Source organism: Emticicia fontis, assembly GCF_054779675.1.
In genome coordinates this window covers 68,604-90,512 of the sequence record NZ_BAAGXU010000015.1, presented here as the reverse complement: position 1 = coordinate 90,512, position 21,909 = coordinate 68,604, and the positions used below count along the sequence as shown (strand labels likewise).

The 21,909-nt window shown below is 37.9% G+C and carries 17 protein-coding genes; 7 read left to right on the top strand and 10 right to left on the bottom strand.

Annotation, left to right across the window (positions count from 1 at the left end):
• Positions 1-70 precede the first annotated feature (70 nt).
• Positions 71-2,392, top strand: a complete 2,322-nt coding sequence (locus tag ACYVFA_RS08910) for a family 65 glycosyl hydrolase domain-containing protein (protein WP_460471471.1) — start codon at positions 71-73, stop codon at positions 2,390-2,392.
• Positions 2,393-2,466: 74 nt separating this feature from the next.
• Here ACYVFA_RS08910 and ACYVFA_RS08905 read toward each other — a convergent pair whose 3' ends face one another.
• The 6 genes from ACYVFA_RS08905 to ACYVFA_RS08880 all read right to left on the bottom strand — a co-directional run bounded on the left by ACYVFA_RS08905 (position 2,467) and on the right by ACYVFA_RS08880 (position 7,493).
• Positions 2,467-3,192 (bottom strand): hypothetical protein, encoded by a 726-nt coding sequence (locus ACYVFA_RS08905; protein ID WP_460471470.1) that lies wholly within the window; start codon positions 3,190-3,192, stop codon positions 2,467-2,469.
• A gap of 90 nt (positions 3,193-3,282) precedes the next feature.
• Positions 3,283-3,837 (bottom strand): DinB family protein, encoded by a 555-nt coding sequence (locus ACYVFA_RS08900; protein ID WP_460471469.1) that lies wholly within the window; start codon positions 3,835-3,837, stop codon positions 3,283-3,285.
• Between the two features lie 208 nt (positions 3,838-4,045).
• A complete protein-coding gene (locus ACYVFA_RS08895; RefSeq protein ID WP_460471468.1) occupies positions 4,046-4,510 on the bottom strand; it encodes a DinB family protein in 465 nt (154 codons plus the stop codon).
• Between the two features lie 149 nt (positions 4,511-4,659).
• Positions 4,660-5,484 (bottom strand): enoyl-CoA hydratase/isomerase family protein, encoded by an 825-nt coding sequence (locus ACYVFA_RS08890; RefSeq protein WP_460471467.1) that lies wholly within the window; start codon positions 5,482-5,484, stop codon positions 4,660-4,662.
• The gene (locus ACYVFA_RS08885; protein WP_460471466.1) at positions 5,484-6,314 is read right to left on the bottom strand and encodes a hydroxymethylglutaryl-CoA lyase; all 831 of its coding nucleotides are present in this window, start codon (positions 6,312-6,314) and stop codon (positions 5,484-5,486) included. Before ACYVFA_RS08885 ends, ACYVFA_RS08890 begins: the two co-directional genes overlap by 1 nt.
• Positions 6,315-6,341: 27 nt before the next feature.
• Positions 6,342-7,493 carry an acyl-CoA dehydrogenase family protein gene (locus ACYVFA_RS08880; protein WP_460471465.1) on the bottom strand — a complete coding sequence of 384 codons (1,152 nt, stop codon included), beginning with the start codon at positions 7,491-7,493 and terminating at the stop codon, positions 6,342-6,344.
• A 139-nt stretch (positions 7,494-7,632) separates the two neighbouring features.
• Between ACYVFA_RS08880 and ACYVFA_RS08875 the strand changes: the two genes are divergently transcribed.
• From ACYVFA_RS08875 to ACYVFA_RS08860, 4 genes are all read left to right on the top strand, one after another.
• Positions 7,633-9,237, top strand: a complete 1,605-nt coding sequence (locus ACYVFA_RS08875) for an acyl-CoA carboxylase subunit beta (protein WP_460471464.1) — start codon at positions 7,633-7,635, stop codon at positions 9,235-9,237.
• A 153-nt stretch (positions 9,238-9,390) separates the two neighbouring features.
• Positions 9,391-12,348 (top strand): reprolysin-like metallopeptidase, encoded by a 2,958-nt coding sequence (locus tag ACYVFA_RS08870; protein ID WP_460471463.1) that lies wholly within the window; start codon positions 9,391-9,393, stop codon positions 12,346-12,348.
• Positions 12,349-12,706: 358 nt separating this feature from the next.
• Entirely contained in the window at positions 12,707-13,423 is a 717-nt protein-coding gene (locus tag ACYVFA_RS08865; RefSeq protein ID WP_460471462.1) for a ferritin-like domain-containing protein, read from the top strand.
• Positions 13,424-13,435: 12 nt separating this feature from the next.
• Complete coding sequence (locus ACYVFA_RS08860; protein ID WP_460471461.1) at positions 13,436-14,233, top strand: ferritin-like domain-containing protein; 798 nt, start codon at positions 13,436-13,438, stop codon at positions 14,231-14,233.
• Positions 14,234-14,340: 107 nt separating this feature from the next.
• Here ACYVFA_RS08860 and ACYVFA_RS08855 read toward each other — a convergent pair whose 3' ends face one another.
• Entirely contained in the window at positions 14,341-15,450 is a 1,110-nt protein-coding gene (locus ACYVFA_RS08855; protein ID WP_460471460.1) for an MBL fold metallo-hydrolase, read from the bottom strand.
• A gap of 12 nt (positions 15,451-15,462) precedes the next feature.
• Positions 15,463-16,878: an aldehyde dehydrogenase family protein gene (locus tag ACYVFA_RS08850; RefSeq protein WP_460471459.1), complete on the bottom strand. Its 1,416-nt coding sequence runs from the start codon at positions 16,876-16,878 to the stop codon at positions 15,463-15,465.
• 194 nt (positions 16,879-17,072) lie between these two features.
• Between ACYVFA_RS08850 and ACYVFA_RS08845 the strand changes: the two genes are divergently transcribed.
• Both ACYVFA_RS08845 and ACYVFA_RS08840 read left to right on the top strand, forming a co-directional pair.
• Positions 17,073-18,131, top strand: coding sequence for a helix-turn-helix domain-containing protein (locus tag ACYVFA_RS08845; RefSeq protein ID WP_460471458.1), 1,059 nt, complete (start codon positions 17,073-17,075; stop codon positions 18,129-18,131).
• A 64-nt stretch (positions 18,132-18,195) separates the two neighbouring features.
• Complete coding sequence (locus tag ACYVFA_RS08840; RefSeq protein WP_460471457.1) at positions 18,196-19,341, top strand: pyridoxal phosphate-dependent aspartate aminotransferase family protein; 1,146 nt, start codon at positions 18,196-18,198, stop codon at positions 19,339-19,341.
• A 79-nt stretch (positions 19,342-19,420) separates the two neighbouring features.
• On the opposite strand, the gene ACYVFA_RS08835 is transcribed toward ACYVFA_RS08840, so the two are convergent.
• The gene (locus ACYVFA_RS08835) at positions 19,421-20,533 is read right to left on the bottom strand and encodes an AEC family transporter (protein WP_460471456.1); all 1,113 of its coding nucleotides are present in this window, start codon (positions 20,531-20,533) and stop codon (positions 19,421-19,423) included.
• A 104-nt stretch (positions 20,534-20,637) separates the two neighbouring features.
• Positions 20,638-21,831, bottom strand: coding sequence for a pyridoxal phosphate-dependent aminotransferase (locus tag ACYVFA_RS08830; RefSeq protein ID WP_460471455.1), 1,194 nt, complete (start codon positions 21,829-21,831; stop codon positions 20,638-20,640).
• Positions 21,832-21,909: the final 78 nt, after the last annotated feature.

The following is a 21,909-nucleotide window of genomic DNA, read 5'->3' as shown; positions in this document are numbered from 1 at the left end:
CACTGAATTACTCAATAAAATAAGCACTTACTTTAACCTTAAATAGGCGAATAATCGCGATGCTACTCGTATGAAAAATTATATTGTCCATGATGAATGGTGTATCATTGAACAGGGATTCCATCCTGAATACAATGAAATTACTGAAAGTTTGATGAGTTTAGGGAATGGCCGAATGGGAGGCAGAGGTAATTTTGAAGAAAAGTATTCAGGTAAAACCTTACAAGGCAATTACGTAGCGGGAGTATGGTTCCCTGATAAAACCCGTGTAGGCTGGTGGAAAAATGGCTATCCGAATTATTTTGCTAAAGTATTAAATGCTTGTAACTGGACAGGTATAGACCTTGAAATAGATGGAGAAATACTGGACATAGCCAAATGTGAAGTCAGCGGATTTAATAGAATATTAAATATGCGTGAAGGAACACTTGAGCGTTCTTTTACAGCGACACTTCCTTCTGGCAAATCTCTTAAAGTAAATACCTTACGCTTTTGTAGCCTAAAGGATGATGAGTCGGGTGCCATTCGTTTTTCAATCACTCCTTTGAATTTCTCAGCCTCGGCTAAAATAACTGTCTACTTAGATGGAGATATTTCTAATAAAGACTCCAATCATGGCCAAAAATTCTGGAATGAAATAAGCAAGGAAACTGCTCATAGCGAAGCATATCTGACGCTCGAAACCAAAAAATCTATATGGGAATCTGTACCTACTTTTCAGGTTTGCACAGGTATGAGGTTTGATTGTTTTCAAAATGGAGAAACCGTTGATTGCCAGACTTTTCCAATCAAAAAAGATAAGTATGTAGCCAATGAGTTAAGAACACCGTTGAAACAAAATCAGGAGACTATTATTTACAAATATGCAGTCAACTTATCCTCTGAAAACTATTCTACCGAAAATCTGACCTTAGAGACAAAAAAATACCTTGAAAGAATTGCAGCTAAAGGTTTTAACCAAATGCTGGAAGAGCAAAAACTGGCATGGAAAACCAAATGGGAAGGTAACGATATTCAAATTGATGGAGATATAGCAGCACAACAGGGTATCAGATTTAATATTTTCCATTTACAGCAGACATATACAGGAGAAGATGCCAGATTGAATATTGGACCTAAAGGCTTTACAGGTGAAAAATACGGCGGCTCTACTTATTGGGATACAGAAGCTTATTGTTTACCATTTTATCTTGCAACCTCAGAACAGAAAGTAGCCAGAAATCTATTAGTTTATCGACACAATCATTTACAAAGAGCTATTGAAAATGCCGAAAAATTAGGATTTTCTAATGGAGCAGCATTGTATCCTATGGTTACGATGAACGGCGAAGAATGCCATAATGAGTGGGAAATCACCTTTGAAGAGATTCACCGAAATGGAGCTATTGCATACGCTATTTATGATTATATCAGATATACAGGTGATGAAAATTATCTGAATGAGTATGGATTAGAAGTTCTGATTGGAATTTCGAGATTCTGGGCACAGCGCATCAACTGGTCGTCTTCGCAGCAAAAGTATGTGATGCTGGGAGTTACAGGGCCGAATGAATATGAAAACAATGTCAACAATAACTGGTATACCAATTATCTGGCTGTCTGGTGTTTAAAATATACACTGGAAGCAATAGAAAAAGTCAAAAAAGATCATTTCAGATTTGAAGATATTCTTAGTATTACCAGTTTTGATGAAACTGCCGAAACCTCTAAATGGAAAAATATCATCAAGAATATGTATTTCCCATATGACCCACAGCGCGAAGTATTTTTGCAGCAGGATGGTTTCCTGGATAAAGAATTATTGACTGTAAATGATATTGCAGAACAACGCCCAATCAACCAGAAATGGTCATGGGATAGAATCCTGAGGTCTTGTTTTATTAAGCAAGCCGACGTATTGCAAGGTTTATACTTCTTTGAAGATGATTTTTCTATTGATGATTTGCGAAGAAACTTTGATTTTTACGAGCCAATGACGGTCCACGAATCTTCGTTATCCCCTTGCGTCCATGTAATTCAGGCTGCTCAGTTAGGTAAAAAGGACAAGGCTTACGAAATGTATGTTAGAACCTCCCGGTTAGATTTAGATGATTATAATAATGATACAGAAGACGGGCTTCATATCACTTCAATGGCTGGCACATGGATGTCCGTAGTCAAAGGTTTTGGAGGAATGCGAGTAAAAGACAATATGCTTTTTTTTAACCCATTTCTACCCGAACAATGGCAAAGTTTCTCGTTCAGAGTTGGTTTCAGAAAAAATGCCTTAAAAATCGCTATTTATCAAGACCATATTACTATCGAGAATCTTTCTGAGTCTCCGATATCTGTATTAGTAGAGGGTAATAAAGTTAGTATTAAAGGATTAGAAACCGTAAATATTCCTCATTGATTTGGAGGGAATAATATAAGAAGGCTCTTAATTTGATTTAGAGCCTTCTTGATTTATTATGTGACGAAAATTCCCTAATTAACAACAAGTCTCCGCATCATTCTGAATGCCCTTCTAAAACCACCAATTAAAGCCCAGACACCTAAACCAATCAATGCTAAGCCACCAATCACTCCTAATGCCACCGAGCCTGCTGCACTTCCGCATTGTATTCCGCAAACCAGTACTACAATTCCAAATCCAACCAAAATTATTCCTAAAATCACCAATAAAACCTTTGCCGCGGAATCTGCCTTTGGGCGAAACAAACTTGACTTTTTAATTTTAGCTATCGCATTTTTAAAATAGTTCTTAAAAATGGTCTTAGTCGTCAACATCGAACTCTCAGATTCGCCTACAGTCGTGCTAGACAGTGTAACTGCCAGAATAGCAAATGGGTAGCTGTAAGTTGGCTTAACACTCAATTCAGCCATTCGAACGTGCTCAAAATAAGCAGCAGTCTGATTGCCGATAAAGCCCCATAAAGCAGCGGCAGATAAACAAGCCACCAACTGCATTACTTTGAGCCTATAATAAAACTTATGAATTAACTCTTTCGCATTGAATGGATATGCCATACAAACACCTATATTAATGACCACCGTGGTCAATAAAAAAGCGACTGATAGCGAAGTCCCCTGAAAGAACATTTCTGCCCCCAGGACGAACGCCATGCGGCATTGGATATAAAATAAAACCGGGAGAATAATAAAACGGACAAGAACCGGATGCTTTCCAGCCCACTTTGTGATTTGAAACATAGTCGTATAATTTTGTGTGAATGTATTATTATTCAAAATTAAACGATATATTTATACATTTCCAAGTTTTTACTATACTTTTTTTATTTATCAATACTCATCATCAAAGCCTTCGCTATAATATCGACTGCTTTTCATATCATCTTCGTCATCAAATTTGCTAGTTTTAGGAGCCATTTTTTTCAGAATACCAATCTGTCCATTATGGTAAAGGTCATGGTTGATAATCCCGTGCAGCAAAGTATAAAAGTCATATTCACTCCCAGGCACTAATTCAACAAGAAAATCATCTGTTTTATCTTCCAAGCTACTCATTAGCTCATCATGGCTAAGAGTTAACTCCATTTGAAGGGTTTCCCACTCAAACTCATCAATCTCTTTCAGATTTCCCCAATTTTGCTTTTCAGTTTTGATATCAAAGTCAGCATCTCCCTGAATTTTCTTTAAAACAAAGATTCTCCAGGTTGTCATGTGGTAAACTAATTCGGCAATAGTATGAATTCCTTTCTGACGATTTCCGGCAGTTTTAGGCTTTATATCTTTGACATTCTCCAAAACTGAGGGGCCATGCCATGAGCCACCGTGAAAAGCGGCATTCAATAAAGTTTTAATTCTGTCTATCTCTTTAGTTTGTAGTTCTTCCATTATATTTTAAATCTAATTCTATTGCTAACGTTTAATTGTGTTATAGAGTATATTTTAATATTATGACTTGACCTTCAAAGCCATCTTTTTTAGCTATACTTCTTTCCACATTTCGATGCAGCTGCTAGCTACACCTGCAAAGTGCGCCTGGTCTAGCTGAAAAATCTGTTCTTTTCGGTCAGAATAATAATATTAAAACCTACTCTTATTATTCCCATAAAACCCAAATCATACCTAAATGATAGGTATCATGCTGAATTAATCCGGTTAATAATTTATAATAGTCGTAATCCTGGCCTGGTACTAATTTTACGAGCAAATCATCATCAAACTCTTCTAATCTGCTCATCAACTCTTCCTGATTAGTTTTCAATTGCTCAACTAAGTTAGTCCAGTTAGTTTTTTTTATGTCTTCATCCGTTCCATAATTGTCGTCTTCACTCACCAGATCGAACCTGATATTGCCGTTTAGCTTTTCTAAGACAAATTTTCTCCAGATACCTAAATGATAGGTAATCTGGCAGATTGTGTATTTAGAATATTCTTTTCTTACATCAACAACATCTAAAGGCATTGAGTTAATAAACTCCATAACCGATGGCCCATGCCAGGCATCTCCTCTAAAAACTGTATCTAAATTGTCGACAATTTTCTCTAGCTCATTACGATTCATAAGCACTACTCTTAATTTTCGCCAAAAATAACATTAAAATTCCGGACTGCAAATTTGCGGCAATCGGAATGCCGTCTAAAGGTAGAATTTGAAATATTTTCTTTCAAAAATATTCCTGAAACTTATAGAATAGAAAGATGCTATGCTGTTTATTGATTCTGCCACACCGGATTTCTTTTTTCTCTAAAGGCCAGTATTCCCTCTTGGGCATCCTCAGAAGTCCGAATCTCCTTTAATAAACTTATCAGATATTGATATTGTTCAGCCTCGGGAATATCTGATAAACTTTGATAGGCTTCAATACCTTTCTTTATTGCAAAAGGTGACCCACTCAAGATAGTTTCAATTAGCTTATTCGTATCAGATTCAATTGTTTCAATTGTTGAGAGATGAGTGACCAGCCCTAAATCTAACGCTTCTTTAGCACTATATTTTTTACCTAATATACACATCTCTAAAACCTTTCTCTGAGGCATAATTTTCAGTAACGTTGCCATTACTTGTAACGGAAAAATACCTCTTTTCACTTCTGGTAGACTAAAATTGGCATTTTCAGTAGCTATAACAAAAGTACAACCTCCAATTAATAAAAATCCACCAGCCAATACATCTCCTTTTACTTTTGCAATACAAGGTTTAGAAAGACTCTTAAAAGCATCACCTAAAGTAATTTCTTTACTCGATCTGGGCAAACTCTCATTTACTATGTCAAGCGCTGGATTCTGAAAAACATTTAAATCCATTCCAGCGCAGAAAACCGACCCTTCTGCTTCTAATAATACACACCATATATTAGGCTCATTATTCGCATATGCTAATGCAAAAGCAATTTCGTGCACCATGGTGGGTGTAAAGGCATTTCGCTTTTCTGGTCTGTTAAGTTGAATAGTAAACAGATTTTGTTTGAGTCCTGTTTTAATCAGTCCCAATTCAACATTCGGGAAAGCAGCAATATCGTTTTCAGTAAAATACATCAGCTAATCAGGTTTTGGAAAGCAAGTTTTAAAGAATCAATCTTTTCGTAATCTGTATTTCCGATGAAAGAAAGCAAATTTTCTGTAGGCATATTTCCCACTAATTCATCTGCCGCCATCGGGCAACCTCCATAACCTAAAATAGCCCCATCAAATCTTCTGCACCCTGCGCCATATGCACTTTCAATTTTTTCTTTCCATGTATCTGGCGTGGTATGTAAATGCGCCCCAAACTCCAGATCTGGATGCTTAGGGATTAGATTTTCGAATAAATACCTGATGCTTTCCGGATTTGCCACCCCAACAGTATCTGAGAGGGAGAATATTTTAATACCCAATTGTTTCAGTTTTTCTACCCATTCCAACACAATCTCAGCATTCCAGACATCACCATAAGGATTACCGAAACCCATAGATATATATAAAACCAATTGCTTGCTCGTCTTCTCACAAATCTCCTGAATGCCTTTTACCCTCTCTAGTGATTCGCTAATAGTTGCATTGGTATTTCTTAGCTGAAAAGTTTCCGAAACTGAAAATGGATAACCTAAATAGTTAATTCGCTCATAAGCCGATGCTTCCTGAGCTCCTCTTTCATTGGCAATAATCGCTAACAATTTTGTCTTTGATTCAAAAAGGTAGTCACCGTAGAGTATACCTTTTGTATCGGCCATTTGGGGGATAGCTTTGGGTGAAACAAAGCTCCCGAAATCAATCGTATCAAAAAGATTACTCGCCAATAATTCATTAATATAAGCAATCTTCTTTTCAGTTGGTATAAAATGATGAAGCCCCTGAATGGCATCTCTCGGACACTCAATTATCTTCATAATTCTGATTAGTAGCCCTTTCTACTTTTATTTTCTGGTAATTTCTCTGGCAATTACCACCTTCTGAATTTCAGACGTCCCCTCTCCTATGGTACACAGCTTGGCATCTCTATAATATTTTTCCGCCGGAAAATCTTTGGTATAACCATAGCCACCATGTATCTGGACTCCTTCATTCGCTACCTCAACAGCCGTTTCAGAAGCAAATAACTTAGCCATGGCCGATACTTTTGTTACTTTTTTTCCGTGGTCTTTCAGATAACCCGCTTTACGCGTCAAGAGTTCTGATGCTTCAACTTTTGTTGCCATTTCAGACAGTTTGAAACTAACCCCCTGAAAATTAATGATAGTTTTGCCAAACTGTTCTCTCTCCTGAGCATATTTTAAAGCAGCTTCCAGCGCACCTTTAGCTATTCCTAATGAAAGTGCTGCAATGGATATACGTCCGCCATCTAAAATCTTCAACGATTGCACAAACCCATCCCCCACATTACCCAGAATATTATCTTTATGAACCCTACAATTATCAAAAAACAAACAAGCTGTCTCACTTGCACGCATACCCAATTTATTTTCTTTTTTACCTGCAGAAAAACCCGGAGTATCCTTTTCAATCACAAAGGCAGTCATGCCATGAGAATCACCTTTTTCACCTGTCCGGGCAATAACTACAGCCACGTTTGAACTAATGGCATGAGTAATGAAATTTTTCGAACCATTTAACACAAAATAATCTCCATCCTCAACCGCGGTAGTTGCCATTCCCCCTGCATCAGAGCCCGTTCCTGTTTCTGTTAAGCCCCAGGCACCAATCCACTCTCCACTGGCTAACTTGGGTAAGTATTTCTGTTTTTGGTCTTCGTTCGCAAAAGTCAGGATATGATTAGTACATAATGAGTTATGCGCAGCAACAGACAAACCAATAGAGCCACAAACCTGCGAAATTTCGTCAATAATGGTGATATATTCCTGATAACCCAGACCTGAGCCACCATAGTTTTCTGGCACCAACACACCCATAAAACCAAATTCACCCATTTTATGAAAGAGTTCAACCGGGAATTTCTGAGTTTCATCCCACTCCATCACATGTGGTCGAATATAGTTTTCAGCAAAGTCTTTGGCACTTTGACGAATCATTTCTAATTGCTCATCTGTATCTAATTCAAAAACTGTCATATCTTTATTAGTTGGTTGTTGAAATTAGTTGCAATACTAATTATTTTTTTGACAACTATTTATCATATTTGCAAAAAATTGTTTAATAATAAGATTTAATATCATTATTCTGTTCTACTAACGAAAATACACAAATATTATGCTAAATCTGGAATCATTGGTTGAGGAACTGAATTTAAAGAAAAAACAAATAAAACTGGGCGGAGGTTTAAAAAAAATTCAGGCTCACAAGGCTAAAGGTAAAATGACCGCCTGGGAACGAATTGAATATCTGATTGACAAAGATTCGGAGTTCATAGAGTTCGGTATCTTTGCTGGAGAGGGAATGTATGAAGAAGAGGGAGGTTGCCCGAATGGTGGGGTTGTTTGTGGAATTGGCCACGTAAGTGGCAAAATGTGTGTGATTGTTTCCAATGATGCCACAGTTAAAGCCGGTGCGTGGTTTCCGATTACTGCCAAGAAAAACTTACGAGCGCAGGAAATTGCCATGGAAAACCAATTACCAATTATTTATTTGGTTGATTCGGCAGGAGTTTATTTACCCATGCAGGCAGAGGTTTTTCCTGATAAAGAGCATTTTGGCAGAATATTCCGTAATAATGCACAAATGTCATCAATGGGTATTCCGCAAGTTGCAGCCATTATGGGGAGCTGCGTGGCTGGAGGTGCCTATTTACCTATTATGTCTGATTATGCTCTGATTGTGGAAGGCACAGGTTCCGTTTTTCTGGCAGGATCTTATTTAGTGAAATCATCTATTGGCGAAGATATTGATAATGAAACTTTAGGTGGCGCTACTACCCATTGCGAGATTTCTGGCGTAACAGATAATAAGTTTCCGAATGATGCAGCCTGTCTGGACGAAATACGGAAGATATTCGATAAAATGGGCCATAATACGAAAGCTGGTTTCGATAGAAAAACCTCTCTCCCACCACTAAAAGACCCAAAAGAAATCTATACTATTTTACCTGTTGATCGAACAAAACCTTACGATATGGTGGAGATTATCGAGCGAATTGTAGATAATTCGGAATTCGACCAGTATAAAAAAGGCTTTGGACAAACCCTTCTTTGCGGATTAGCCAGGATTGATGGATGGGCTGTTGGAATAGTCGCCAATCAGCGAAAAATAGTAAAATCAAAAAAAGGTGAAATGCAGATGGGTGGGGTTATCTATTCAGACTCAGCCGATAAAGCAGCCCGATTCATTATGAATTGTAACCAACAAAAAATCCCTTTGATTTTCTTACAGGATGTAACGGGTTTTATGGTAGGCAGTCGCTCAGAACATGGCGGAATCATAAAAGACGGAGCAAAAATGGTGAATGCAATGGCAAATTCTGTTGTACCCAAATTTACATTTATTGTTGGTAATTCTTATGGGGCAGGTAATTATGCGATGTGTGGCAAGGCTTATGACCCCAGACTGATTTACTCATGGGTAACAGGACAAATGGCCGTTATGAGTGGAGCTTCTGCCGCAAAAACCCTTTTACAGATACAAGAGGCAGCCCTGAAATCTAAAGGTGTTGAGATCTCAGAAGAAGAGCAGAAAGAATTATTAGATAAGATTACCAATAAATATAATTCACAATTGAGCCCCTACTATGCAGCCTCAAATCTTTGGGTAGATGGGGTAATAGACCCATTAGAAACAAGAAAAATCATTTCAGCAGGTATTGAAGCGGCTAATCATGCGCCTATTTCTAAAAGGTATAACGTAGGAGTAATACAGACCTGAAACCATTCGATAAAAAGTAATTCTAAATTAAAATTAAGCTATTTTTTAGTGTTAAATTGCAATGATAATGCTTCCTAAACTAAATGTAATTTTGTTGGAAGCATTTTTTATTCTAATGAAGTATAGCAATTCATCGCCCTTAACTCATCTTATATGAAGAAAATTTTATCCTGCCTTCTTTTTCTAAGTATACAATTCACTGTCCTTGCACAAGAACCAGTTTCTTTTGGACGTGAAGTACAAATCAACCTCAATCAACTGACTCAGCAATTACAAAATGCCAATGCTACCACTGATGATTTACTGCCCGTTGTGAGTCTTCCTTCGCCTGGTGGGAGTTCGATGCTTTTCAGAATCAAGACCTCGCCAATTATGGAGAATCAGTTAAGCGAAATTAAAACCTATAGCGGCGAGACACTAGATAAAAATATTCCAATACGCATCACTATTACTCCTTCAGGATTTACCGCCATCATGCGCTATAATAATGGGTATTATTTTATTGAACCTATTGAAGGGAAATCTGGTGCATACAGAATATACAATATAAATGAAGTACCCAAAGGGAGTTGTAATGTAAATGGAAATGAAACTTTTTTAAAGGAATATAAAAATGGACGGGTATTAAGTGTCTCCCCTTTTCCTATTGGTTCACAATTGCGTACATTTAATATGGCCACTGCCGCTACCTATACCATGACAACTGGTTTGGGAGGTCAAACCCAGGCAAGAGATAAAATTGTATCAATTATAAATGCTGTAAACCTTATTTATGAAGTTGAGGTAGCCATCCGATTTTCTTTGATTGCTGAGACCACTACTTCCATGTCAATTATCTTCAACTCATCTGCGGCTGATCCTTTTACGATTGACCCTAATTTTGCTAATGCCGGAAACGCCCAAACAGGTTTCACGACATTAAATAATAATGGAACATTACTTTATAGTAAATATCACATTGGACATGTATTTAATACTTTACCAAACCCCGGTAATGGAAGTTATTCTGGCAGGGGACAGGCTGGACCAACTCCTTGTGTTGACAATAGCAAGGCTAGAGGGTGGACAGAATTTACTACCAATGCTGCTTTAGGAATGATTGTAAGCATATTCGCACATGAAACAGGGCATCAGTTTATGGCTTGGCATACCTACAATGCTTACGATGGGCCAAGTGGATTTTGTACTAGTGGATGGGATGATGAGACAGCTATTGAACCTGGAAGTGGGTCTACGTTAATGGGTTATAGTGGTAATTGTGGTTCAAGTTACGTGTTGACCGCCCCAAACAATGAATCTTATTTTCATACCAAAAGTATTGAGCAGATACTCAATTCTGTTAATAACTTTAATACCTGCTATACCAGTTCTAATACAGGAAATAGCCCGCCAAGCGCAAATGCTGGCAATAATTATACAATTCCAAAGGGCACTCCTTTTACCTTAACAGGTTCAGGAACTGACCCAAATGGCACAGACGTCTTAAGCTATGCTTGGGAACAATACGATATTGCTACAGGCAGCGATAAAGGCGCATTTGGTAGCAATATAAAAGGTCTTGGAAATTACACCGCTGTGAATAGTACAGCTAGTGCTCCACTGTTCAGAAGTAAAATTGCGAATGTTCCTTCACGCACCTTCCCTGCTTTAAATTTTATCCTCAATAACGCCAACAATCCAGCAGATAATGAGGGAGAGGATTTACCACAAGTAGCAAGAACGATGAAATTCAGGTTAACAGTTAGAGATAATAAAGCGAATGGAGGTGGAGTAGATTCAGATGAGGCCACTGTAACTGTAAGTAATACCGGGCCTTTCCTGATTACCTCCCAAAATTCTGCAACTCTATGGATTTACAACGGCACCAATACAGCCAATATAACCTGGTCTAAAAATAATACAGATTTAGCTCCAATTAGTTGCGCCAATGTAAAAATCTCATTCTCTACAGATGGGGGGCAGACCTTTCCTATTGTATTAGCAGCAAGTACACCCAATGATGGTTCTCAAATCATTACAATTCCAAATAATTTAACCTCAACAGGAAGGATAAAAGTTGAAGCTATCGGGAATATCTTTTTTGATATAAATAATGTTAACATTACTATTACCAATACCTGTTCGCCTGAAACTTCAAACATTATTCCATCTACTGCTGTTTCTCAACCTGCTGGCTCTGCCAATCTTAATTTGTCGCTTACAGGAGTTGGAACCGTGATTAATAGTTTTTCAGGTACAATTGCTAACACGGATTCTCCTACGGGCATCACAGTTAGAAATCAGTCTGCTAACTGTACTCAATTCAGCAATGCTACCTATTATGATATATTCACATTTATCCCTAGTGTTTCAGGTAGTTATAAATTTTCGAATATCGGAAATAAATTATTAAGTATTTATCAAACAAGCTTTAACCCTAATAGCAGGTGTACTAATTGGGTAGGCTCAAGTGCAAATTATGACGGATCTTTCGTTTATACAAATAATGATTTAACTGTAAATCTTACGGCATTTACAACATATAAAATGGTCATTACAGGGTTCAGCGGTGTTCCTAATCCGGCTTCTTATACTATTAATTTAACCTCAAAGCCAGCAAGCGCAGATTTATTTGATCCTGTAATAGGTTCGCCTTATGCCTATACCTATTTAATTTATGATATTAACTCAGGTACTATTATAAATTTTGAGGATGACCCTAATTTATCAATAGAAGCTACTTATCCGGCAGGTTCATATCGCATTTATGGCTTATCGTATCAGGGAGGTTTATCTTTAGATTCTTATAAAGGAACATCTTTCTCTTCATTCCAGACCTTATTGAATAATAACACAGTCTGCGGCAAACTAAGCGATAATTTTATTAATGTTACTATCACAGGTAATACCCCTTGCAGTAATAATGTCGTGCTTGTCAACCCAACAGACAACATCACCTCAGGCAATGTCACCAAACAAGCCTCAGCCACCAATGGTAAAATAACAGCTACCAACTATGTAACAGGTTCTGGTACTAAGGCGACATATCAGGCAAAAGCCGTAGAATTAAACGCAGGCTTTAAAGCTGATTCAGGAACAATTTTCAGGGCTGAAACCGGAGGTTGTAATTAAAATTAAAAATATTTTTTTTAAAGTCTTATGCCACTGGTATAAGACTTTTTTTATGAATATGAGATATTTATTCCACATAAGTCGATTAATACCACCGTAAATACACAAACATTTCCCCTATTCGGTAATTTTAACTTAATCAAATCTGCTGGTATAGTTTTTTATGCCTTAACAAACAATATTCGGCAAATCTGGAAAAGTAAAGAATAATAAAAATAAGATTTAACACTCTTTTAAAAAATCTTCCACTTACGAAATCCGACTAGATGAAAACTTCGTAAATTCATGTATTACAATAAATAAATTAAATCCAATTCATAGCTTTCAAAGGCTATATCATTTAAACAATTTCATGCCCATGGAAACACCTAATTTGGGTTCATCGCCACTAGCGCAATCAAAAGATGAATCCGTTAAATCCGTAGACAGACGCAACTTTTTAAGAAGTGCCGGAATGACAACCGTAGCAGGTGCTGTTTTTTTAGCTGGCTGCGATAAAGATGATGACATGACGCCAGCCACCGGATCTGTGGATTTGGGAAGTGGAGATGTTGGAATCCTTAACTATGCTTATGCACTCGAACAACTCGAAGCTGCTTTTTACACTCAGGTAGTTGCTACTCCATATTCTGGAATGACAGCTGACGAAAAAGCCTTACTTACTGACATTCGCGACCATGAAATTATTCACAGAGATTTCTTCAAAGCAGCCTTAGGCACTAATGCCATACCTGGCCTTGAAGTAAACTTCTCGAGCATTGACTTTACTAAAAGGGATAGTGTTTTGGGAGCAGCCAAATTGTTTGAAGATACAGGTGTAGCTGCGTATAATGGTGCAGGTAATCTTATCAAAGACGGTGGTTATTTGTTGTTAGCAGGTAAAATTGTTTCAGTAGAAGCTCGTCACGCAGCAGCTATCAGAGATATTTTATCTCCAAATTCTGCTTCTTTTTCTGGCGATGATATTGTGAATGCCAATGGCCTTGACTTTGCCAAAAAACCTGCAGAAATTTTAGCAGCGGTAAAACCTTATGTAAAAACAACCATTACAGCATCAAATCTTCCAACTGCTTAACCCAATCAGACAATGAATCTTTTCAATATAATATCAGAATTAGAGAAAGTGGACACGGATGTTCACGAAAGACTAGAACATATCTCAAGACGCAGTATGTTCAATACACTAGGCAAAAAAGTTTCGGCTTTGGCTATTCCGGCTGTATTAGCTGCAACACTTCAAAAAGCATACGCTGCTACTCCGGGAGCAATTGATGTATTGAATTTTGCGCTAACTCTTGAATACTTAGAAGACGACTTTTATAAAGCAGGTCTTGCAGCAGCCAATTTGATTCCGGCAGCAGAAAGACCAATCTTTGCACAAATCAGTAAGCACGAAACAGCGCACGTAGCATTCTTGAAAACAGCGCTTGGCGCAAAAGCAATAGCAAAACCAACTTTTGATGTAACTGGTAAAGGTGCATTTGCTGATGTGATGACAAACTATAAAACATTTGCAATCGTGTCTCACGCCTTGGAAGATACAGGGGTAAGAGCATATAAAGGTCAGGCAGGTAACTTGATGGCAGCAGAAGATAAACCTTTATTGGAAGCAGCTCTTCAAATTCACTCAGTGGAAGCCCGCCACGCCTCGGTAGTAAGACGCTTATTGAACACAAAAGGTTTTGTACCAGGTGCTAAAGGCTGGATTACTTTGAATCAGGGAACTCCGGCTGCCGTTTACGCAGGTGAAGACAATTTAATGCAAGGTGGCGTAAATCTGACTGGTTTGGCAGGAAAATCTCCTGAAGCTATTTCTGAAGCATTTGATGAGCCATTAACAAAAGAACAGGTATTGGCAATTGCCTCACCATTCATAAAATCTTAAGAATTTTTGAGAACCAATTTCTCAAAAAACAAGAGTCTGTCTTTACATTTGTTGTAAATGACAGACTCTTTTGTTTATAGCTCAATCTATTAATAGCCTTCAATTAATTAAATATCCCACCATACCTTATCGGGGTTCTTATCTCCGACCACCACAGGCTCGCCTATGAGCGGAGTGGTGATTGGTAAATTATTCTTTTCGGCTGCTACCACTAATCTTTTTATTGGTTCATTCCAGGGATGATTGGCCAAAACGAATTTTCCCCAGTGAACGGGCAACAAAAGTTTAGCTTTTAAATCAATGGCTGCCTGTGCAGTCTGCTCAGGAAACATATGAATCAGAGGCCAGTCTTCACCATATTGCCCATTTTCTAACATCACAATGTCAAAAGGGCCGTATTTATCGCCAATTTCCTTAAAATGCGTATCATAGCCTGAATCTCCACCCAGAAACAATTGATAGCCATGAATATTGAGGATAAACGCAGACCATAAAGTTTTACCACGTGTCAGACTACGACCAGAAAAATGACGTGCCGGCGTTGCAATAATTTCTATTTCCTGGCCTATCTTATGCTTATCCCACCAGTCAAACTCTACTATTTTTGAAGGATCAGCACCCCAGAATTCCAGATGCGAACCTACACCGAACGAAACATAGAATTTTTTGACTTTGGGAATAAGTTTAACAATTGTTTTATAGTCGAGATGGTCATAATGATCATGCGAGAGAAAAAGTATGTCAATTTCGGGTATATCTTCGGCTTTATAAATATCAGCTCCATCAAAAGCACTCGCAAAAGACCCTCCAATCGGTGAAACAGAACCACTCAGCACAGGGTCAATCAGAATCGTTATGTCTTTCGATTTAATAAAATAAGAAGAATGACCAAACCAGACAATGGTAGGCTTATCAGCTTTTAGATTTGCTAAATCCGTTTTTACTGATGGTAAAGTGACCGCTGGCTTTATATCCTTTGGTTTACTAAAAAACTGCCTCATCATTTTTATATAAGAAGCATCTTTTTTCATTACTTCAGTAGCTGATATATTCTGAAAAGAATCATTTTTATAATGAGGTGATTTCAGAATCCTTTTAAGCCTCTCGCCAAACGGATTTTTTCCGAAAAATTTTTGTTGCATAAATATAATTGTACTTGTTACCGCAAGGGCAATAAAAACAGACAGACTAATAAATGCCCTTCTGGTAAGTTTCATAGTGTTAATCGGTTAAAGCCATTTTATAACCAAATCGAGCATTTTCATCACTCTATTGGTAGCAGGCGGATGAAACATACTAAAAGTTGAAAATTTGTTTTCTACTACCGCCTTTTTATTTGAAAACTCTTCAAAACCATATTTCCCGAATGATTTGCCTATACCCGAATTATTCACGCCACCAAAGGGCAAATTATTCTGTAAATACTGAATGGTTGTTTCATTAATTACTACTGCCCCAGATGACGTATTCTGCACGATAGTATCAATGTTACTTCTCTTTTTACTAAATATATACAATGCCAGCGGTTTCTCACCTTCATTAACATAAGTGCTCACTTCATCCAGATTTGTAAACTCCAGAATTGGTAATGCAGGGCCAAAAATCTCTTCCTGCATAATTCGCATTTCAGCATTAACGTGACTAACCACGGTTGGCTCAATAAAGTTCTCTGCATTGCTTGTATTTCCACCAATGGCAATTTTTGCTCCTTTTTCAACAGCATCGTCAATTAATCCCTTTACCCGATTAAAATGTTTATTATTGACCACTCTGCAATAGTCAGGTGATTTGGAAACATCGCTCCCATACATTTTTTGAATGTATTTACCCATTTCATCAACAAATTGGTCGGTTTTTGAGCGATGAATAAAGATATAATCAGGCGCTATACAGGTTTGTCCGTTATTCAGGAATTTCTCAGCGGCAATGGTTTGCGCAGCAAACTTAATATCGGCTGTTTCATCAACAATGGTGGGTGATTTTCCACCTAATTCTAGAGTAACCGATGCCAGGTGTTTGGCAGCCGCCTGCATCACTACTTTGCCAATAGCGGGGCTCCCGGTAAAAAAGATATGGTTAAACGGTAGATTCAATAATAATGTAGCTACTTTGGCATCTCCTTCTACCACTGCTACTTCGTTTGTTGGAAATAATTCCCGAACCATATCGGCCAATAGCTTTGAGGCATTGACTACTATTTCCGACGGCTTGATAATTACTGCATTTCCAGCAGCAATTGCCTGTAATAAAGGCTTTAATGTAAGATTGAAAGGATAATTCCACGGGCTCATAATCAGACAATTACCCTTCGGTTCATGAACAATCTTACTGGTGGTACCCAACATTTTTAAAGGTGTTTCTACACTTTCAGGACGCATCCATTGATCCAGATGCTTGATAATATATTTTGCCTCACTTACTACGGGCATCACCTCGCTTACCTTAACCTCGAAAAGGCTTTTCTGATAATCAGCGCTTAAGGCATCAGCCATGCGCTCCTGATTCTCAATTACCCAGTTCATCACTTTTTTTATCTTCACGATGCGCTCTTTTGAGGTAGTTGCACCAAGATTTAAAAGATTTTTCTTTTGAAGCTGAAACAAAGCCTCAACGTCTGTATCAATGGTTGAAGGTATAGAAGTCATTTGGTTTCTTATTAAGGAGATAGACGCAAAATTCAAAAAAATTCTTCTAATTATACAAAAAACTTTCAAAAACCAATGCAATTTGGTGAATTACTAAAATTTTTAGATATTCGGGTAGTATTTGTGCTTTTTATCTCACTATGAGATAACATATTCCTGATAATTATTCTATCCATACCTGAAAACAAATCCAGATGTCACTCATAAGTAATAATCTGAAATACCTCCGACGCATCAACGGATTAACCCAAGACCAGTTTGCCCGTCGGATTGGCACCAAAAGAGCCAATGTAGGTGCCTATGAAGAAGCCCGTGCTGTTCCTCCGGTTGATACACTTAAAATCATTGCCAATACCTTTGGCATCAGTGTTGATGATTTTGTCAAAAAAGATATACGCAAATTAAGAGAAACGCCTGATTTAACTTTTGGTTTTGAGCCAAAGCCTACTTATAGCGATGAGGCACCGGAGCCAGAGGATGATCCTTTTGACTTCCCTCCTTCTATCGGAGATTTAATGCATCAGTTTTTGGGTGACGACCAGCCATCGCAAGAAAAAAACACAGAAATGGTAGCGCAAAAGGTAATGCTGAAACCAGCTGATAAAATGCAGTTTGAGCCTGAGCCGATGATTACGAATGTATTACCTAAACCTAATCCAATCATTAGCTACACAGAGCCTGCACCCAAGTTTGTGCCTGATAATCAGCCTTATAAAGCACCTGCGCAACCTGAATATATCGAACCGACACCTAAGTATCATCAAGAAACACCATCATACAAAAACACCATTCAGATAGTTCGTCGTTTTCAATTCAACGATTATCTGATGAAAAATAAAGAGTTGAGTTTCCTGAAAACTTTAACAGAATTTCACTTGCCTACCTTACCCGTTGGAGAATACAGAGCGTTTGAGGCAGCAGAAGATTTTGCGTTTGAGGGTGCTTTATTAATTGGTTCACTGGTTAAAAACTGGTACGAAATATCAGATAGTAAAAACTATGTGCTGGTTACTAAACCTCAGGGCATCATTTATCGCCGGGTTTATAATCAGGTCAAAATCAAAGGTACGCTATTATTAAGTTCAGACAATCACCGTTTCCCGAGCACCGAAATATCTATCAACGATGTGATTGAGACCTGGGAAATAAAAGCGTTTTTAAGCTATCAGTTGCCAGAGCCTAGCCCCGGTTTTGATAAACTAAACCATCTGGTTGGAGAAATGAAATTTGAGCTAGACCGATTGAAAAAATAGAACCTGAATAAATTATTTTATCTAATTACCCTATTCACCAATCCTGAAGGTGAAATATTAAAAAATGACGATTACATCTAAACAACCGAATGTGGGTACTACCATATTTACGGTTATGTCGCAGTTGGCTGCCGAAACTGGAGCATTAAATCTTTCGCAGGGTTTTCCTAATTATAATTGTTCTCCCAAGCTCATCGAATTAGTTAATCATTATATGCAGAAGGGCATGAATCAATATGCGCCAATGGCGGGTATTATGCCTTTAAGAGAAATATTAGCGCAAAAAACAGCCGATTTATATAATCTACACTATCACCCAAACGATGAAATAACGATTGTATCCGGCTGTACAGAAGCGATTTATGCTACCATGGCAGCTATTTTACATAAAGACGATGAGGTAATAGTTTTTGAACCCGCTTATGATAGCTACGTACCCTCAATAGAATTAAATGGTGGCAAAGCAGTTTACGTAACTTTAACTGCCGAAAACGATTTTACAATTGATTGGGAGGTTGCGAAAAGCAAAATCACTTCGCGCACTAAAGCAATTATGCTGACAACCCCTCATAATCCAACCGGAAAATGCCTGACGCAAGAAGATTTGACTAAGCTTGCTGAGGTTGTGAGAGGAACGAATATTTTCATTGTTTCAGACGAAGTATATGAGCATATTATTTTTGACAATAGACAGCATCTATCGCCTGCTTCTCATCCGGAATTAAAAGATAGAACATTTTTATGTGGCTCATTCGGGAAGACCTTTCACACAACCGGTTGGAAATTAGGTTATTGCTTAGCCCCTAAAGAATTAACTGCAGAGTTCAGGAAAACACATCAGTGGATTACCTTTGCGTCTCCTACTCCCATGCAATACGCTTTTGCAGATTTTATGAAAGACCCGGATAACTACCTATCAGTCAGAGGTTTTTACGAGGATAAACGCAATAAATTTATTAATTGGCTACAAGGTTCGAGATTTACATTGAAACCTGCCGAGGGGAGCTTTTTCCAGATGGTTTCTTATACACAAATTACAGAGGAATCAGATTATGACTTAGCTGTACGCTGGACAAAAGAAATTGGTGTAGCATCTATCCCGATTTCTGTGTTTTATCATGAACGATATGATAATAAGATTTTGCGATTCTGCTTTGCAAAAGATGATGAAATGCTGGAAAAAGCAGCAGAAAGATTGTGTAGATTATAAGGTATAGCGGAGGCGTTTCTAAGCCCTTCCCCATTGTTGGGGAAGGACGGTCGGCCGCTGCCGTTGGGATAGAGTTCTTCTAAGCTTCAACCTTCTCAACTCTCGCCTTCACTACCCTTGCGGTTTTAGCAATATACTTAGGCACAAAGCTAATGGCAATTAACCCTAGCCCTGTCATGATAAGTGTTTCTGTATGTGCAAAGAATGTCCCTGCTGTTAGAATACCCATCACCAGAATTGTAGAAAATGGTAAAGAAAACGCCAGAATTAATACAGCAAACTCAATATTGAATGTTCGCTTATCTTTCGGCACATGATTATTCTCTTCTTTCAAAGCAACAGCTGACATATGGGCAAAAGGCCAGAAGCTGCATGAGCTTAAAGGCACAACTACAGCTAATAATACTATGGTCGGATCTGAAATCTGAAAAATAGTAATAATCAAAACGCTGAAGAGTATGGTTATTCCCGCTCTGAACAATAAAATCGAACTTGCTAATCTGATTTTACCTTCTTTTAGCTGTACTGCCAAACCAATATAGATAAGTACCATTGGCGTCATCAAAGCACTTGTACGATTAAAGATTTCTGAAATAACAGGAGGTAAGTCCTCAAAGCTAATTCCAAAGCTCAAAAATCCTATTGCTAAAAGCATCACGATATTTATTGGCTCCTTTACGAGACTCAATAATAAGCTTTTCAATTTTCCTTCTTCTTTTACTTCGTTAGTTTTGTTGTTTTTGAGATACATATTCATGGCAACAAAATAAAGGAAATTCAACGCAAAAAATTTGTTTCCTACATCAGCCATCGCGGCTTTAGCTAGAGGTTCTTTTCCAAGAAATTCATGAATAAATGGGAAACTTGACAAACCAGGTGCTAATGAAGGCATCAGCATAGTTAATGTACGCCCGATTGAACTATCAGTTTCCAGTTTAAAGAGCGTCAGAATGTATGGCATTGACAAGTAAATAAAGAAATTAAATGCCAACGTGATGAGTGGATAAATTAATAAGGATGAATCTATTTTGACACCCATTAAGGCCACAAAAACTGTGGAGGGAAGCGCGACTGAAAGAATCAATTCTTTAATTCCATTCAGCTCTGTCTTACCTTTGATTTTCGACCTTAACCCCAAACCTATCACTATAAGTAATATGAGTATCAATGTTTTTTGAAGTGCGACTGCCATAAGAAATTGGGAATTTAGGAAAATACTTTCCTGTGATGTTCGGATAAGACGCCTAAACCGGCTTGCCTTACCCAAACATCAATGAATAAATAAAGGGACAAGATTTAGCTGATTTCTTCCAGGGCTTTAACGAAGAGTTTCATTTCGTCCATAGTACCCATGCTCACTCTACACCACGTTTTCTTCTGGATATCGAAAGTTCTGATACCAATGCCTTTTGCATACATTTTGGCTAAGAAATCTTTACCGTCCATCGAGATAGGGAAGATAACAAAGTTTGTATAAGAAGGAATGTATTTATAATTCATCTTATCCAAATTAGAACATAAGTAGGCTTTTACTTCAGAGTTTAGCTTCTTGGTCATAGTCTGGAACTCCATGTCCTCAATACTCGCCGAAGCTGCTAGTACAGAAGTATAAGAAATACCCATACCACCTCTGGTAATATTCTGAATTTTGTCTAAGAAAGCTGGCTGAGCAGCGATATAACCTACACGTAAACCTGCCATACCCATAATTTTAGAGAATGTACGGGCAATGATTACGTTTTTATTTTTTCCTAATAAAGATACCATACTTTCAGTACCTGTTCCTTCTGCTAACTCCAGATAAGCTTCATCAACAAACACTGGAACTTTCTCAGACACACGGGAGCAGAAATCTAATAATTCTTTACCTGATGTAATACTACCAGTCGGGTTGTTTGGATTACAGATATACACCAATTTAGTATCAGCGTCAATGGCAGCCTCCATAGCTGGTAAATCATGAGACCAGTCACTTTTACATGGAACAGCTTTCCATTTTGCACCAACAGATTTTGCAACACTTACTAATGACATATAACAAGGGTCAGCCGACACGATATTACCGCCATGCATAAATTGCACGATCGCTACTTTCTCTAATAAGTCAGACGACCCCGGCCCCATCATGATATGATTAGGAGTTACTCCCGGCCCTTCTTTTTTCACAATTTTACCAATTAAATCGCTCAACTCTTTCCACGCATAACGGTTACCTAATGCTACAGAATCAACTACTGCCTGTTTTGCGCTGGCTGGCGGGCCATATGGATTTTCATTGGCATTCAAACGGGCCTTTAATTTCGTTACATCAGGTGGAGTGCTGATGAAGTGTTCACGCATTAAAGGAGTATAATATAATCTGTTTTTACTATCTAACTGAACAGGTGTATTTGGAAAAGCGCCCATACTTAATTGTGGGGCGATTACCATACCACCCAATGTCATCAAGCCTGATTTTAAAAGATTGCGTCTGTCAATATTCTGATTCATCTGATAGATTGTTTAAAGAGTATAAAATTGTTTAGTTTTATTAACCTTGATCGTAATAAGTATGTTATTTAAACAGAC